This is a genomic window from Enterobacter cloacae complex sp. P12RS (assembly GCF_014895875.1).
Lineage (GTDB): Bacteria > Pseudomonadota > Gammaproteobacteria > Enterobacterales > Enterobacteriaceae > Enterobacter > Enterobacter bugandensis.
This window is the reverse complement of sequence record NZ_JADBQO010000008.1, coordinates 41,880-56,951: the sequence shown is the minus strand read 5'-3', so window position 1 is coordinate 56,951 and position 15,072 is coordinate 41,880. Positions and strand designations below refer to the sequence as shown.

At 55.6% G+C, this 15,072-nt stretch carries 14 protein-coding genes; 11 read left to right on the top strand and 3 right to left on the bottom strand.

The window, feature by feature from the left end; all coding sequences use genetic code 11:
* Positions 1-9 precede the first annotated feature (9 nt).
* A complete protein-coding gene (gene flgL / locus IM284_RS05880; protein ID WP_041910520.1) occupies positions 10-963 on the top strand; it encodes a flagellar hook-associated protein FlgL in 954 nt (317 codons plus the stop codon).
* 75 nt (positions 964-1,038) lie between these two features.
* Here flgL and IM284_RS05875 read toward each other — a convergent pair whose 3' ends face one another.
* The gene (locus IM284_RS05875; RefSeq protein WP_045261646.1) at positions 1,039-2,253 is read right to left on the bottom strand and encodes an MFS transporter; all 1,215 of its coding nucleotides are present in this window, start codon (positions 2,251-2,253) and stop codon (positions 1,039-1,041) included.
* Positions 2,254-2,362: 109 nt separating this feature from the next.
* On the opposite strand from IM284_RS05875, the gene IM284_RS05870 reads away from it, so the two are divergent.
* Positions 2,363-3,301 (top strand): LysR family transcriptional regulator, encoded by a 939-nt coding sequence (locus IM284_RS05870; protein WP_193055752.1) that lies wholly within the window; start codon positions 2,363-2,365, stop codon positions 3,299-3,301.
* Between the two features lie 41 nt (positions 3,302-3,342).
* On the opposite strand, the gene rne is transcribed toward IM284_RS05870, so the two are convergent.
* Entirely contained in the window at positions 3,343-6,450 is a 3,108-nt protein-coding gene (rne, locus tag IM284_RS05865) for a ribonuclease E (protein WP_193055751.1), read from the bottom strand.
* 572 nt (positions 6,451-7,022) lie between these two features.
* Between rne and rluC the strand changes: the two genes are divergently transcribed.
* Positions 7,023-7,970: a 23S rRNA pseudouridine(955/2504/2580) synthase RluC gene (gene rluC / locus IM284_RS05860; protein ID WP_028012713.1), complete on the top strand. Its 948-nt coding sequence runs from the start codon at positions 7,023-7,025 to the stop codon at positions 7,968-7,970.
* Between the two features lie 79 nt (positions 7,971-8,049).
* Here the strand turns inward: rluC and IM284_RS05855 are convergent, their stop codons facing one another.
* Entirely contained in the window at positions 8,050-8,634 is a 585-nt protein-coding gene (locus IM284_RS05855) for a nucleoside triphosphate pyrophosphatase (RefSeq protein ID WP_047368285.1), read from the bottom strand.
* Positions 8,635-8,774: 140 nt separating this feature from the next.
* Here IM284_RS05855 and yceD point away from each other — a divergent pair, with 140 nt between their 5' ends.
* From yceD to fabF, 8 genes are all read left to right on the top strand, one after another.
* Positions 8,775-9,296 (top strand): 23S rRNA accumulation protein YceD, encoded by a 522-nt coding sequence (gene yceD, locus IM284_RS05850; protein WP_047368286.1) that lies wholly within the window; start codon positions 8,775-8,777, stop codon positions 9,294-9,296.
* A gap of 16 nt (positions 9,297-9,312) precedes the next feature.
* Positions 9,313-9,486: a 50S ribosomal protein L32 gene (gene rpmF / locus IM284_RS05845; protein ID WP_003857964.1), complete on the top strand. Its 174-nt coding sequence runs from the start codon at positions 9,313-9,315 to the stop codon at positions 9,484-9,486.
* A gap of 80 nt (positions 9,487-9,566) precedes the next feature.
* Complete coding sequence (plsX, locus tag IM284_RS05840; protein ID WP_028012715.1) at positions 9,567-10,601, top strand: phosphate acyltransferase PlsX; 1,035 nt, start codon at positions 9,567-9,569, stop codon at positions 10,599-10,601.
* Positions 10,602-10,607: 6 nt separating this feature from the next.
* Entirely contained in the window at positions 10,608-11,561 is a 954-nt protein-coding gene (locus IM284_RS05835) for a beta-ketoacyl-ACP synthase III (RefSeq protein WP_041910515.1), read from the top strand.
* Between the two features lie 15 nt (positions 11,562-11,576).
* Positions 11,577-12,506, top strand: coding sequence for an ACP S-malonyltransferase (gene fabD / locus IM284_RS05830; protein ID WP_047368287.1), 930 nt, complete (start codon positions 11,577-11,579; stop codon positions 12,504-12,506).
* Positions 12,507-12,518: 12 nt separating this feature from the next.
* Positions 12,519-13,253, top strand: a complete 735-nt coding sequence (gene fabG / locus IM284_RS05825; protein WP_010429699.1) for a 3-oxoacyl-ACP reductase FabG — start codon at positions 12,519-12,521, stop codon at positions 13,251-13,253.
* Between the two features lie 154 nt (positions 13,254-13,407).
* A complete protein-coding gene (gene acpP / locus IM284_RS05820) occupies positions 13,408-13,644 on the top strand; it encodes an acyl carrier protein (RefSeq protein ID WP_003857954.1) in 237 nt (78 codons plus the stop codon).
* A gap of 91 nt (positions 13,645-13,735) precedes the next feature.
* Positions 13,736-14,977, top strand: coding sequence for a beta-ketoacyl-ACP synthase II (gene fabF, locus IM284_RS05815; protein WP_045630098.1), 1,242 nt, complete (start codon positions 13,736-13,738; stop codon positions 14,975-14,977).
* The last annotated feature ends 95 nt before the right edge of the window (positions 14,978-15,072 follow it).

Genomic DNA, 15,072 nt, shown 5'->3' with positions numbered 1-15,072 from the left:
AGGTGAAAAATGCGTATTAGCACCCAGATGATGTACGAACAGAACATGCGCGGGATCACCGATTCCCAGAGCAGATGGCTGAGCTACGGTGAGCAAATGTCCACCGGCAAGCGCGTTAACCGTCCGTCGGACGATCCTATCGCGGCTTCACAGTCTATTGTGCTGTCACAGTCTCAGTCTCAAAACAGCCAGTTCGCGTTAGCGCGCACCTTTGCTACGCAAAAAGTGTCGCTGGAAGATAACGTGCTGACCCAGGTGAACACCGCGTTATCAAGCGTGCGTGAGAAGCTGGTCTACGCGTCAAACGGCACCTTAAGCGATGACGACCGTCTCTCTCTGGCGACCGATATCCAGGGGATCCGCGACCAACTGATGAACCTGGCTAACACGACGGATGGCAATGGTCGCTTTATCTTTGCGGGATACAAAACCGAGAGTGCACCGTTTGATGCCGCAACCGGCACCTACAATGGTGGTACTGAGGCGATCACTCAGCAGGTCGATACGGCGCGAAACATGGCGATCAGCCATACCGGCCAGCAGATCTTTGAGAGCATTACCAGCAATGCACAAGAGCTGCCGGGCGGTGGGTATGGCGATACCAACATGTTTAAAATCCTTGATTCCGCCATTGCTTCGCTGAAGACGCCGATTGAGAACGATCCGGCCGCGGCCGCCGCGCAAGGTCAGGTGATTTCCAACGCGCAGATCGGTATTAAAAATGCTCAGAACAACGTCCTGACGGTCGTTGCGGATGTGGGTACTAAACTGAACGAACTGGAAAAACTCGATACCCTGGGTGACGACCGCGCGCTGGGTCAGACTAAGCAGATGAGCGACCTGGTGGACGTGGACTGGAACGAAGCGATTTCCTCTTACACCATGCAGCAGGCGGCCCTGCAGGCCTCTTATAAAGCGTTTAGCGATATGCAGGGCATGTCTCTGTTCCAGCTGAACAAATAACATCTTGACCTCTTGGAACATGTCTTGAAACTGGGCATGTTTTACTGCCCAATCCGTCTGGATTGGGCATTTTTTTTATGCCATTTCTGCTGGTGCCGAGGCGACCCGCGCGCTTTCAATCATACGGATTGCCAGCGCAATGATGCCGCAGACCGTTGCCAGCGCAACCACGCCCGTCCAGCCAGCCAGCGTGTAAATATTGCTGCCTAACGCGGAACCCAACGCCATGCCGATAAAGATCACGGTAAAGAGCAGGGCGTTCAGACGACCCCGCGCCTGTGGCTCAAGGCTGTAAACCAGATTCTGGTGCGCGACCAGGCTGGACTGCAGACCCAGATCGAACCCGATAGCAGAGACGGCAATCAGAATCAGCTGTCCGTGAACTCCCAGGGCGGGCATCAGGAACATCAGGGCAAACGAGACGGTCACAAGGACGGCACCAAGCTGCGTGACTTTCCCGGCACCCAGTTTATCCGCCAGGCCGCCCGCCAGCGGGGCTGCCAACGCACCGGCTGCCCCTGCGATACCAAAACCACCGGCGACGGCACTCCCGAGGTGATAGCGTTCCAGCAGCATGACCGCAAGCGTAGACCAGAAGGCGCTAAAGGCTATCGACAGAAAACCCTGGGCCAGCGCGGCACGGCGCAGAGCGGGGTAGCGACGCCACAGATGTTCCATCGAGCGCAGCAGAGCGGGATAGCTCAGCGTGGAGTGAACGGCGAAACGAGGGAGTACGGCCCACATCACCACGCCGATAAACGCAATACTTGCCGCAGCCAGTTGATACATCACGCGCCAGCCAAACGCTTCGCCCACCACGCCGCTGACGGTTCGGGAGAGCAAAATACCCAGCAGCAGACCGGTCATCACCGTACCCACGGTTTTCCCCTGTTTGCCTTCCGGCGCAAGGATCGCCGCAGCCGGGACAATATCCTGCGCCATGGTGGCGGCCATGCCGATGAGCAGGCTTGCCAGCAGCAGGGAGTGGATCTGTCCGGTCAGGCTACAGCCCAGCAGGAACAGCGCCAGGGCCGCGCTCTTTATCAGGATTAATGTTCTGCGGTCGTGGCGATCGCCGAGCGGCAGCAGGAACAGGATCCCTAAGGCATATCCCGCCTGGGTGAGGGTCGGGACCAGGCCCATTCCTTCGATACTCAGGTGAAGGTCGGCGCCCATCAGAGGCAGCAGAGGCTGGGCATAATAAATGGATGCCACGCTGAAGCCTGCACCGAGCGCCAGCATTAAGATTACCCAGCGGCTTACGGCATGGGCGGCGGTTGTTGTGTTCATAAGACGTTCCTCATTCATCGTGTGAGGCTATTTTTTATCAGTACGCCTTGCGGCGGTAGCGGGCGCGGTGGTAAAACGCTTATACGTTGAACGTATAGATGAAAAGTAAATGAAAAGAGCTGAGCGTATAGACAGGGTAGAGCTGATGCGGACGTTTGTCCGCATTGTGGAGGCGGGTTCCCTTTCTGCGGCGGCACGGCAGCTGGACACCACCCAGGCTACGGTGAGCCGGCGGCTGCAGTCGCTTGAGACAATGCTGGGCGTGCGTCTGATGTTGCGCACCACCCACACGACGCGGCTGACGGATGACGGGGAGCGCTGTTATCAGCATGCCCGCCGGGTAATTGACAGCTGGCTGGCGCTGGAAGATGAGGTGGGGCAGACGGAAGATGAACCTGTAGGCGTGCTGCGGGTGCGGGCACCGCATGCGTTTGGTCAGGATCAGCTCCTGAAACCACTAACCGAATTTCTACAGCGTTATCCGCAGCTTTCTATTGAGTGGATGCTCAACGATCGGTCGGCTGATTTTCTGGGCGACAACCTTGACTGCGCTATTCGGGTGGGAATGGAAGTCGACCCGGCGACCGTGTCCGTGCTGCTGGCCGAAGTGCCGCGCTCGGTGGTGGCTTCTCCGGCATTGCTGGACCGCTTTCCGACGGTTAACACCCCGGAGGATCTGCAGCAGCTTCCCTGGATTGCCATCAGCTCTTTCTACCAGCGCCATGTGGAGCTTTTTCACGAGGCATCATCCGCCACCGCGCGCGTGATAATTACCCCACGCCTGAGCACCGACAGTCTGTATGTCGCACGCAATACGGCACTCACCGGTCTTGGCGTGGCGGTAGTATCCAGCTGGACGGTACAGGATGATATCCGGGAAGGTCGGCTGGTACATTTGCTGCCAGAGTGGCAGCCGGCGGCGTTACCGGTGCATCTGGTTTACCCCTGGTCCCGGTATTATCCTGCGCGCTTGCGGCGATTTCTGGAGCTAATGCGGCAGATCATGCCGGGGGTCACCGGGATGAGAAAGCCCGTGCAGCAGCCATAAAAAAAGCCGACCCGAAGGTCGGCTTTTTACTTTCTGCGTCGTTATTCGACAGACTGTGGACGCGTCGCTGGTGCAGTCGCCTGATGCGTTGCACTGTGACCGCCTGCAGCGCCTTTACCGTCAAAGCTGAACGCCGGGCGAACCCAGTCGCTGTGACGCGGTGCTTCAGGCACATACTCTGGTGCCGGAGCGCGCGTCATCGGCGCTGTCGCAACGTGAGCAGGCGCAGGAGCGGCAACAACCTTAACCGGCTCTGGTTCCACTTCAGGCGCTTTCGCTTCTTCAACAACCGGTTCAACCTGAATCTCAACGTCCTGAACGATTTCTTCAGTGGTGGTTTCTACGACGGTTTCAGCGGCTTCTTCCACTGCGGCTACTGGTTCAGCCTCTTCAGCGACTTCCTCAGCCACCACGACATCTTCTTCGGCGATAATCTGCGGTGCGGCATCAACCGGCGCGGCAATCACTTCAGGATGGGTGGTTTCGACGTCCACTGCGTGTGGTTCTGCCGCTTCAACAACCTGAGGTTCAACCACGGTTGCTGCTTCGGTCACAGCGTCTTCAACCGCTGCTACAGGAGCAATCACCTCTTCGGTCACAGCCTGCTCTTCAACAGCCTGCTCCAGGCGAGCGACCGGATAACGGATCCAGACTTTGCCGGATGCCATTTCTGGTGACGCGCACGCCACGGTCAACGGCATTGGAGACTGAGTCGGATAACGCTCGTCACGGTAGCGACGACGACGCTGGCCACTCACGCGCAGATGACGCGGAGAACGGCGGGAGCGACGCGGCATACCTGCGTTGTCACGGTTTTCACCGTTTTCATCCTGCTCAACGTTATTGTCCACGATGGCTGGCAGGTCAACTTTTGCAACCTGCGTGCCTGTTGCGGTTTCTGCCGCTTCAGCCGCAACTACGGTGGTTTCTTCTACCGGAGCCGCACCAACGCGCACTTTCTGTGACAGCTGGCGCTGCTTACGACGAGGCATCACCTGAGTACGTTCTTCCTGCTCGCCGTCCTGCTGCTCAGCGGGCTCTTCGCGGTTCAGGTTTTTAACTTCCTGCTGCGCCTGACGCTTCTCGTCGTTACGACGACGGTTGCGTTCGCGGCGTGGCTGCTGCTCGTCGCGCTGTTTGCTCTTCTCGGACTCATCGCCCGCCTGCTGGCGAATTTCACGATCTTCAACATTCTGCTGCTGTTTCTCGCGACGGTTGCGACGGTTGTCTTCGCGCTGCTCACGGCCTTCGTTATTGTCTGAACGGCTGTCACGACGCTCGTTACGGTCGCTGCGGTCGTTACGATCGCGGCGGTTGTTCTGACGCTTGCGACGGTCCTGCTGACGTTCAGGTTTGGCTGCTTTAGGTTCTTCTTTCGGCTGCTCTGGCTGAACTTCTTCACCCGCAAACATCTTCTTCAGCGCGCCGAAGAAGCGGCTCAGCAGACCCGGTTGCGCCGGCTGGGCTTTCACTGCCGTTGCTTCTGGTTTCTGCGCCGCCGGTTTGGCTGCAGGTTTTTCCAGCGCCGCTTCCGGTGGTGCTTCAGGCATAATGAAGGTCGCTAACGCAGGCTGCTCTGGGAGTTTGCGCTCGGCAGGTTCTTCATCGGAAGGCAGCGCCATCTCTTCTTCATGCAGCTTCGGCAGCAGGTAGCTGAGGGTGCTGGTCTCTTCGCCCTTACGGACACGCAGCACGTGATAGTGCGGAGTTTCCATCTGGTCGTTTGGCACGATGATGCAGCGAACGCCGCCCTGACGCGCTTCGATTGCGCTGACCGCTGCACGTTTTTCGTTCAGCAGGTAGGAGGCAATCGGCACAGGCACAATGGCGTGAACCTCTTTGGTGTTCTCTTTCAGCGCTTCTTCTTCAATCAGACGCAGGATAGAGAGAGACAGCGATTCGTTATCACGCACGGTGCCGGTGCCGGAGCAGCGCGGGCAGACGTGATGGCTGGACTCACCCAGCGACGGGCTCAGACGCTGGCGGGACATCTCCAGCAGGCCGAAGCGCGAGATGTGGCTAATCTGGATACGCGCGCGATCCTGACGCACCGCTTCACGCAGGCGGTTTTCAACCGCGCGCTGGTGGCGAACAGGAGTCATGTCGATGAAGTCGATAACAATCAGACCGCCCAGGTCGCGCAGGCGGAGCTGGCGGGCGATTTCATCAGCGGCTTCAAGGTTGGTGTTGAAGGCCGTCTCTTCGATGTCCCCGCCGCGGGTTGCACGCGCGGAGTTGATGTCGATAGCGGTCAGCGCTTCGGTGGTATCGATAACGATAGAACCGCCGGACGGCAGGCGCACTTCACGCTGGAAGGCGGACTCGATCTGGGATTCGATCTGATAGTGGCTGAACAGCGGGATTTCACCGGTGTACAGTTTAATTTTGCTGGTGAAATCCGGACGACCCAGCGCGGCGATGTGCTGGCGAGCCAGCTCAAGCACTTTCGGGTTATCGATCAGAATCTCACCGATGTCCTGACGCAGGTAATCACGGAAGGCACGCACGATAACGTTGCTTTCCTGGTGAATCAGGAACGGAGCAGGGCGGCTTTCTGCGGCTTTCTGGATAGCTTCCCAGTGCTTCAGACGGAAGCTCAGGTCCCACTGCAGCGCTTCGGCAGATTTGCCCACGCCCGCGGTACGCACGATAAGCCCCATGCCATCCGGCAGCTCAAGGCTTGCCAGCGCTTCTTTCAGCTCGGTACGGTCATCACCTTCGATACGGCGAGAGATGCCCCCCGCGCGCGGGTTGTTTGGCATCAGCACCAGATAGCTCCCCGCCAGGCTGATAAAGGTGGTCAGTGCGGCACCTTTGTTGCCGCGCTCTTCTTTATCAATCTGAACGATAACTTCCTGACCTTCACGCAGAACATCTTTGATGTTTGGGCGGCCATGGGCGTTGTAGTTTGCAGGGAAATATTCGCGGGCGATTTCTTTCAGAGGGAGGAAACCATGACGCTCAGCACCGTAATCGACAAATGCAGCTTCAAGGCTTGGTTCAATGCGGGTGATTTTACCTTTGTAAATGTTCGCTTTTTTCTGTTCGTGTCCAGGACTTTCGATATCCAGATCGTACAGGCGCTGCCCATCCACAAGGGCGACACGCAACTCTTCTTGCTGAGTTGCGTTGATTAACATTCTTTTCATCGTAACTTACTCGTTATTCTTACATTGACGACAAAGCTGCGGGCAAGGTGACGCTTTCCGGGGTATGAACCGATGGCCTCGTGTCTGTTCACGTCGCCAACCTCACGGTTGTCGCTCGCTTAAGAGGCGCAGAGTGTCGGTTGCCTGTATTTCATACGGAAACACAGCGCAATTATCAGGGGAATTGCCTGGGTAGAACTCTCCAGAGAACAATCCTTATACCGGGAAGTACTGCAACCCGCAGCCCGCTAACTGCCTGAAAGATCAATACGTCTTACGCCATTGCTGCGTGGATGATCGGTCAGACAAAATTGGTCATTCCGTCGACATCCTTACAAAACCCGGATTTAACGCGGAAAACAGCCCCATTATTCCACTGCTCGCCGGGTTATAGCAAGATGACTTTTACCAATTATCACCCGGTTACTCACAGTTTCTTCACCTCAAGGTGGTGATTGGTTTAATAACCACCAAATCGATTGCGTGAAACGGGGCGCAGGCCGGATAAAAGTAAATATAAGCATAGAAAAATGAGTGGCGCTAATGGCTGACGATATTTAGAATCGCCAACCATGAAAACAGAGACTCCAGCCGTAAAAATGGTTGCTATCGCGGATGACTACGCGGGGCAACGCATCGATAACTTCTTGCGCACCCAACTGAAGGGCGTGCCAAAGAGTATGATTTACCGCATCCTGCGTAAGGGCGAGGTGCGGGTGAATAAAAAACGCGTGAAGCCTGAGTATAAGCTCGAAGCCGGTGATGAAGTGCGTATTCCACCGGTGCGCGTGGCTGAACGTGAAGAAGAGGTGGTTTCGCCGAAGCTGCAAAAAGTCGCGGCCCTGAGCGATGTCATCCTTTATGAGGACGATCATATTCTGGTGCTGAATAAGCCATCGGGTACCGCGGTCCACGGTGGTAGCGGTCTGAGCTTCGGCGTGATTGAAGGGTTACGTGCGCTGCGTCCGGAAGCCCGTTTCCTCGAACTGGTTCACCGCCTGGACCGTGATACCTCAGGCGTGCTGCTGGTAGCGAAAAAGCGTTCAGCGCTGCGTTCCCTGCACGAGCAGCTGCGTGAAAAGGGCATGCAGAAAGATTATCTGGCGCTGGTGCGCGGTCAGTGGCAGTCCCATGTGAAGGTGGTGCAGGCCCCGCTGCTGAAGAACATTCTGCAAAGCGGCGAGCGCATTGTGCGCGTGAGCCAGGAAGGGAAACCGTCTGAGACGCGCTTTAAGGTTGAAGAGCGCTACGAGTTTGCCACGCTGGTGCGCTGCAGCCCGGTGACGGGGCGTACCCATCAGATTCGCGTGCATACCCAGTTTGCGGGCCATCCGATTGCGTTTGATGACCGCTACGGCGATCGCGAGTTCGATAAGCAACTGGCGGGTACGGGCCTGTCGCGTCTGTTCCTGCATGCGGCAGCGCTGAAGTTTACCCATCCTAATACCGGGGAAGTTATCCGTATTGAAGCGCCGCTGGATGAGCAGTTGAAACGCTGCCTGAAGGTTCTGCGCGGCTGATTAGGTGCCGGGTGGCGCTGCGCTTACCCGGCCTACGAAACCCGTAGGCCCATGCAAGCGAAGCGCCGCTGGGCATAACTTACACGATCAGCGGATTACACTCTTCTCGCCGTAACATCTGGCACAAGGCAATCAGCGGCAATCCCACCAGTGTGTTCGGATCCCGACCGTCCAGCTTGTCGAACAGCGCAATTCCCAGCCCCTCACTTTTGAAGCTTCCTGCGCAGTTCAGCGGACGTTCCCGGCGCACGTAGTCCATAATCTCCTGCTCGCTAAGATGGCGGAAGTGCACGTCGAACGGCTCGCATTCGGTTTGCAGATGGCTGGAGGCGGAGTTATAGAGCGCCAGGCCCGTGTAAAAGGTCACGATAGTGCCCCGCGCACGCAGAAGCTGCTGGCAGGCATTCTCCTCCGTATGGGGCTTGCCGGTGATTTCGCCGTCCAGCACGCAAACCTGATCGGAGCCTATAATCAAATGTGCAGGATAACGTGCGGCCAGTGATTGCGCTTTCTCCTTAGCGAGACGCGTTACCAGGTGGCGCGGTGATTCACCCGGCTGCGGCGTCTCATCAACGTCCGGCGCGGCGCATTCAAACGGGATCCCGAGCTTTTCCAGCAGCGTTCGACGGTAGGGAGAAGTGGAAGCAAGGACGAGATTTGGCATATTTTTATCACCAGATATAGCGTATCGATGCCAGCCATTTTAAACTACAGGCCGCAATGTGTGCGAATAATTGGCAAAAGGCAGCTCTGGTTGCCTTTTTCTTTGACTCTATGACGTTACAAAGTTAATATGCGCGCCCTATGCAAAAGGTAAAATTACCCCAGACTCTTGATCCGGTTCGTACGGCTCAAAAACGCCTTGATTACGAAGGTATCTATACTTCCGATCAGGCCGAGCGTATTGCCGAATCTGTAGTCAGTGTGGACAGTGATGTAGAATGCTCCATGTCGTTCGCTATCGACAACCAGCGTCTCGCCGTTTTAACCGGTGATGCAAAGGTAACGGTAACGCTCGAGTGTCAGCGTTGCGGGAAACCGTTTGTACAGCATGTTCACACAACGTATTGTTTCAGTCCGGTTCGTTCTGACGAACAGGCTGAAGCACTCCCGGAAGCGTATGAGCCGATTGAGGTTAACGAATTCGGTGAAATCGATCTTCTGGCTCTGGTTGAAGATGAAATCATCCTCTCCTTGCCAGTCGTTCCGGTGCATGATTCTGAACACTGTGAAGTGTCCGAGGCGGACATGGTCTTTGGGGAACTGCCTGATGAAGCGCAAAAACCAAACCCATTTGCCGTATTAGCCAGCTTAAAGCGTAAGTAATTGAGGAGTAAGGTCCATGGCCGTACAACAGAATAAACCAACCCGTTCCAAACGTGGCATGCGTCGTTCCCATGACGCGCTGACTGCAGTTACCAGCCTGTCTGTAGACAAGACTTCTGGTGAGAAACACCTGCGTCACCACATCACCGCTGACGGTTTCTACCGCGGCCGCAAGGTTATCACTAAGTAATCGCGCGAAAGCGTGATTAGGCTTAGTGAGGATTTCCCCGTGCAAACGGGGAAGTTACCGAACCAGGCTGCGACGATACCTTGACACGTCTAACCCTGGCGTTAGATGTCATGGGGGGAGATTTTGGCCCTTCCGTGACAGTGCCTGCAGCATTGCAGGCACTGAATTCTAATTCGCAACTCACACTTCTTTTAGTCGGCAATCCCGACACAATCACGCCATTACTTGCAAAAGCTGACTTTGAACAACGTTCGCGTCTGCAGATTATTCCTGCGCAGTCAGTTATTGCCAGTGATGCACGCCCCTCACAGGCGATTCGTAATAGCCGTGGCAGCTCTATGCGCATGGCGCTGGAGCTGGTAAAAGAAGGGCGAGCGCAGGCTTGCGTCAGCGCCGGCAATACCGGCGCGCTGATGGGGCTGTCGAAATTACTGCTCAAGCCGATTGAGGGCATTGAGCGCCCGGCGCTGGTGACGGTGTTACCGCATCAGCAGAAGGGGAAAACGGTGGTGCTCGATTTGGGCGCTAACGTGGATTGTGATAGTACCATGCTGGCTCAGTTCGCCGTGATGGGGTCGGTGCTGGCAGAAGACGTGGTCGGGATCAACAATCCCCGCGTTGCGTTATTGAATATTGGTGAAGAAGAGACCAAAGGCCTGGACAGCATTCGCGACGCTGCTGAAATGCTCAAACAGGTTCCCTCCATCAACTATATTGGTTATCTCGAAGCCAATGAGTTGCTGACGGGAAAAACGGATGTTCTGGTGTGCGATGGCTTCACCGGAAACGTAACGTTGAAGACCATGGAAGGGGTCGTGCGCATGTTCCTTTCTCTGCTGAAATCTCAGGGAGAAGGCAAAAAAAGCGCCTGGTGGTTGATTTTATTGAAGCGTTGGTTACAAAAGAGCCTGACGCGGCGATTCAGTCACCTCAACCCCGACCAGTATAATGGCGCCTGTCTGTTAGGATTGCGCGGCATCGTGATTAAGAGTCATGGCGCCGCCAATCAGCGAGCATTTTCTGTCGCCATTGAACAGGCAGTGCAGGCGGTGCAGCGACAAGTCCCTCAGCGGATTGCCGCTCGCCTGGAATCTGTATTAGCTAAAAGTGACTGAGCGTACATGTATACGAAGATTTTAGGTACCGGCAGCTACCTGCCAAAACAAGTGCGTACCAACGCCGATCTGGAAAAAATGGTAGATACGTCTGACGAGTGGATTGTCACGCGCACAGGTATCCGTGAACGTCGTATCGCCGCGCCAGACGAAACCGTGTCCACCATGGGTTACGAAGCCGCACAGCGCGCTATCGAAATGGCGGGTATCGATAAAGAAGAGATTGGCTTGATCGTGGTTGCCACGACGTCAGCCACGCATGCTTTCCCAAGCGCGGCGTGTCAGGTGCAGAACATGCTCGGTATTAAAGGCTGCCCGGCGTTTGACGTTGCCGCCGCGTGCGCAGGTTTCACCTACGCGCTGAGCATTGCCGATCAGTATGTTAAATCTGGCTCCGTCAAATATGCGCTGGTTATCGGTGCTGACGTTTTGGCGCGTACCTGCGATCCAACCGATCGCGGAACGATCATTATTTTCGGTGATGGTGCCGGTGCGGTGCTGCTGGGGCAGTCCGAAGAGCCGGGTATCATCTCCACGCATCTGCATGCCGATGGCCGCTACGGCGAGCTGTTAACGCTGCCTAACGCCGATCGCGTTAATCCGGACAGCTCCATCTACCTGACCATGGCGGGTAACGAGGTGTTCAAGGTGGCGGTGACCGAGCTTGCGCACATTGTCGATGAGACGCTGGAAGCAAATAACCTTGAACGCACCGCACTCGACTGGCTGGTGCCGCATCAGGCGAACCTGCGTATCATCAGCGCCACCGCTAAAAAGCTGGGCATGTCGATGGATAACGTTGTGGTGACGCTGGATCGTCACGGCAACACCTCTGCGGCGTCGGTACCGTGCGCATTTGATGAAGCGGTACGCGACGGACGAATCAAACGGGGCCAGCTGGTCTTGCTTGAAGCCTTCGGTGGCGGGTTCACCTGGGGTTCCGCGCTGGTTCGTTTCTAGTATAAGGAATAAAAAATGACGCAATTTGCTTTTGTGTTCCCGGGCCAGGGTTCTCAAACCGTTGGGATGTTGTCTGAAATGGCAGCAAACTACCCGGTCATTGAAGAGACTTTTCGTGAAGCTTCTGATGCGCTGGGTTATGATCTGTGGGCGCTGACCCAACAGGGTCCGGCCGAAGAGCTGAACAAAACCTGGCAAACTCAGCCAGCGTTGCTGACTGCGTCCGTTGCGCTGTGGCGCGTATGGCAGCAGCAGGGCGGTCAAGCGCCAGCGCTGCTCGCGGGCCATAGCCTGGGTGAATACTCTGCGCTGGTGTGCGCCGGTGTGATTGCGTTTGCTGACGCGGTGCGCCTGGTAGAACTGCGCGGTAAATTCATGCAGGAAGCGGTGCCAGAAGGAACGGGTGGCATGTCTGCCATTATTGGTCTGGATGATGCCGCGATTGCAAAAGCGTGTGAAGAATCTGCTGAAGGGCAGGTGGTTTCTCCGGTTAACTTCAACTCGCCGGGCCAGGTTGTTATTGCTGGTCATAAAGAGGCCGTTGAACGTGCCGGTGCTGCCTGTAAAGCCGCGGGCGCCAAACGCGCACTGCCGCTGCCGGTCAGCGTACCGTCTCACTGCGCACTGATGAAGCCCGCAGCCGAGAAACTGGCGGCTGAGCTGGAAAAAATTACCTTTAACGCACCGACGATTTCCGTTGTGAACAACGTCGATGTGAAATGCGAAACCGCGCCGGAGGCGATCCGTGACGCACTGGTTCGCCAGCTCTATAGCCCGGTACAGTGGACCAAAACCGTTGAGTTTATGGCCTCTCAGGGCGTTGAGCACCTTTATGAAGTCGGTCCTGGTAAAGTCCTCACCGGTCTGACGAAACGTATTGTTGACACCCTGACTGCCTCGGCGATTAACGAGCCGGAAGCGATGTCAGCGGCACTCTCGCAATAAAAGAGGAATACCATGAGTTTTGAAGGAAAAATTGCCCTGGTTACTGGCGCAAGCCGCGGTATCGGGCGTGCAATTGCTGAAACACTGGTCGCGCGCGGCGCGAAGGTGATTGGTACAGCAACCAGCGAGAATGGCGCTCAGGCCATCAGCGAGTATCTGGGTGCGAACGGTAAAGGTCTGGTACTGAATGTGACCGAACCTGCATCTATCGAATCTGTTCTGGAAAATATTCGCGCAGAGTTTGGTGAAGTGGATATTCTGGTCAATAATGCCGGGATCACTCGCGACAACCTGCTGATGCGAATGAAAGATGATGAGTGGAACGATATTATCGAAACCAACCTGTCATCTGTATTCCGTCTGTCAAAAGCGGTAATGCGCGCTATGATGAAAAAACGTCATGGTCGTATTATCACTGTTGGTTCTGTGGTTGGTACCATGGGAAATGCTGGTCAGGCTAACTACGCTGCGGCGAAAGCAGGTCTGATCGGTTTCAGTAAGTCGCTGGCGCGTGAAGTCGCGTCCCGCGGGATTACTGTAAACGTTGTTGCTCCGGGCTTTATTGAAACGGACATGACGCGTGCGCTGACTGATGATCAGCGTGCGGGTACGCTGGCGGCAGTTCCGGCGGGTCGTCTTGGCGACCCTAAAGAAATCGCCAGTGCGGTTGCATTTTTAGCCTCTGACGAAGCGGGTTACATCACTGGTGAGACCCTCCACGTCAACGGCGGGATGTACATGGTTTAATCACGATCGAAAATATTTGCGTTATTAGGGCAAATGGCCTCAAAATAACGTAAAATCGTGGTAAGACCTGCCGGGATTTAGTTGCAAATTTTTCAACATTTTATACACTACGAAAACCATCGCGAAAGCGAGTTTTGATAGGAAATTTAAGAGTATGAGCACTATCGAAGAACGCGTTAAGAAAATTATCGGCGAACAGCTGGGCGTTAAGCAGGAAGAAGTTGTGAACTCCGCTTCCTTCGTTGAAGACCTGGGCGCAGATTCTCTTGACACCGTTGAGCTGGTAATGGCTCTGGAAGAAGAGTTTGATACTGAGATTCCGGACGAAGAAGCTGAGAAAATCACCACCGTTCAGGCTGCCATTGATTACATCAACGGCCACCAGGCGTAAGTGAACATCTCCAGGCGGTCATTCGACCGCCTGAGTTTTATCTTTTTTAGTCCCACGTATCTCTTTTTTTATCCCTCCCTGGAGGACAAACGTGTCTAAGCGTCGTGTAGTTGTGACCGGACTTGGCATGTTGTCTCCTGTCGGCAATACCGTAGAGTCCACCTGGAAAGCTCTCCTTGCCGGTCAGAGCGGCATCAGCCTAATCGACCATTTCGATACTAGCGCCTATGCAACGAAATTTGCTGGCTTAGTAAAGGATTTTAACTGTGAAGAGATTATCTCGCGCAAAGAACAGCGCAAGATGGATGCCTTCATTCAATATGGAATTGTCGCTGGCGTTCAGGCCATGCAGGATTCTGGCCTTGAGATTACGGAAGAGAACGCAACCCGTATCGGCGCCGCTATCGGCTCCGGGATTGGTGGTCTTGGCCTGATCGAGGAAAACCATACATCGCTGATGAATGGCGGACCGCGTAAGATCAGCCCGTTCTTCGTTCCGTCCACGATTGTTAACATGGTGGCAGGTCACCTGACCATTATGTTCGGCCTGCGTGGGCCAAGCATCTCTATCGCTACCGCGTGTACGTCTGGCGTACATAATATCGGCCAGGCCGCGCGTATCATTGCGTACGGCGATGCAGATGCTATGGTTGCGGGCGGTGCTGAAAAAGCCAGTACCCCACTGGGTGTTGGTGGTTTCGGCGCAGCGCGTGCGCTCTCTACCCGTAACGATAACCCTCAGGCGGCGAGCCGTCCGTGGGATAAAGACCGCGATGGTTTCGTGCTGGGTGACGGCGCAGGTATGCTCGTACTGGAAGAGTACGAACATGCGAAAAAACGTGGCGCGAAAATTTATGCTGAAGTCGTTGGCTTCGGGATGAGCAGCGATGCGTATCACATGACGTCTCCTCCGGAGAACGGCGCGGGTGCTGCGCTGGCGATGGAAAATGCGATCCGTGATGCGGGTATTACCCCTGCACAGATTGGCTACGTTAACGCGCACGGCACTTCTACGCCTGCAGGCGATAAAGCAGAAGCGCAGGCGGTTAAGTCTATCTTCGGCGAGGCTGCCAGCCGCGTAATGGTCAGCTCCACGAAATCCATGACCGGTCACCTGCTGGGTGCGGCGGGTGCAGTAGAGTCAATCTACTCTATCCTTGCGCTGCGCGATCAGGCTGTGCCGCCAACCATCAACCTGGATAACCCGGATGAAGGTTGCGATCTGGACTTCGTTCCGCACGAAGCGCGTCAGGTTAGCGGTATGGAGTACACCCTGTGTAACTCCTTCGGCTTTGGCGGTACGAATGGTTCTCTGATCTTCAAAAAGGTCTGAGCCTGACTGCCTGAAAGCTATAAAAAAAGGTCCGCTTGGCGGGCCTTTTTTATTAGGGAAAATCCCCTTGTCCGGCTTTTAACATCCTGCCAGAC

What these genes read in the sequence shown, in the direction of transcription:
- IM284_RS05855 (WP_047368285.1), bottom strand. Translation starts at nt 8,634, where the DNA reads ATGCCAAATCTCGTCCTTGCTTCCACTTCTCCCTACCGTCGAACGCTG.
- IM284_RS05875 (WP_045261646.1), bottom strand. Translation starts at nt 2,253, where the DNA reads ATGAACACAACAACCGCCGCCCATGCCGTAAGCCGCTGGGTAATCTTA.
- rne (WP_193055751.1), bottom strand. Translation starts at nt 6,450, where the DNA reads ATGAAAAGAATGTTAATCAACGCAACTCAGCAAGAAGAGTTGCGTGTC.
- fabD (WP_047368287.1), top strand. Translation starts at nt 11,577, where the DNA reads ATGACGCAATTTGCTTTTGTGTTCCCGGGCCAGGGTTCTCAAACCGTT.
- acpP (WP_003857954.1), top strand. Translation starts at nt 13,408, where the DNA reads ATGAGCACTATCGAAGAACGCGTTAAGAAAATTATCGGCGAACAGCTG.
- IM284_RS05870 (WP_193055752.1), top strand. Translation starts at nt 2,363, where the DNA reads ATGAAAAGAGCTGAGCGTATAGACAGGGTAGAGCTGATGCGGACGTTT.
- yceD (WP_047368286.1), top strand. Translation starts at nt 8,775, where the DNA reads ATGCAAAAGGTAAAATTACCCCAGACTCTTGATCCGGTTCGTACGGCT.
- flgL (WP_041910520.1), top strand. Translation starts at nt 10, where the DNA reads ATGCGTATTAGCACCCAGATGATGTACGAACAGAACATGCGCGGGATC.
- IM284_RS05835 (WP_041910515.1), top strand. Translation starts at nt 10,608, where the DNA reads ATGTATACGAAGATTTTAGGTACCGGCAGCTACCTGCCAAAACAAGTG.
- rpmF (WP_003857964.1), top strand. Translation starts at nt 9,313, where the DNA reads ATGGCCGTACAACAGAATAAACCAACCCGTTCCAAACGTGGCATGCGT.
- rluC (WP_028012713.1), top strand. Translation starts at nt 7,023, where the DNA reads ATGAAAACAGAGACTCCAGCCGTAAAAATGGTTGCTATCGCGGATGAC.
- fabG (WP_010429699.1), top strand. Translation starts at nt 12,519, where the DNA reads ATGAGTTTTGAAGGAAAAATTGCCCTGGTTACTGGCGCAAGCCGCGGT.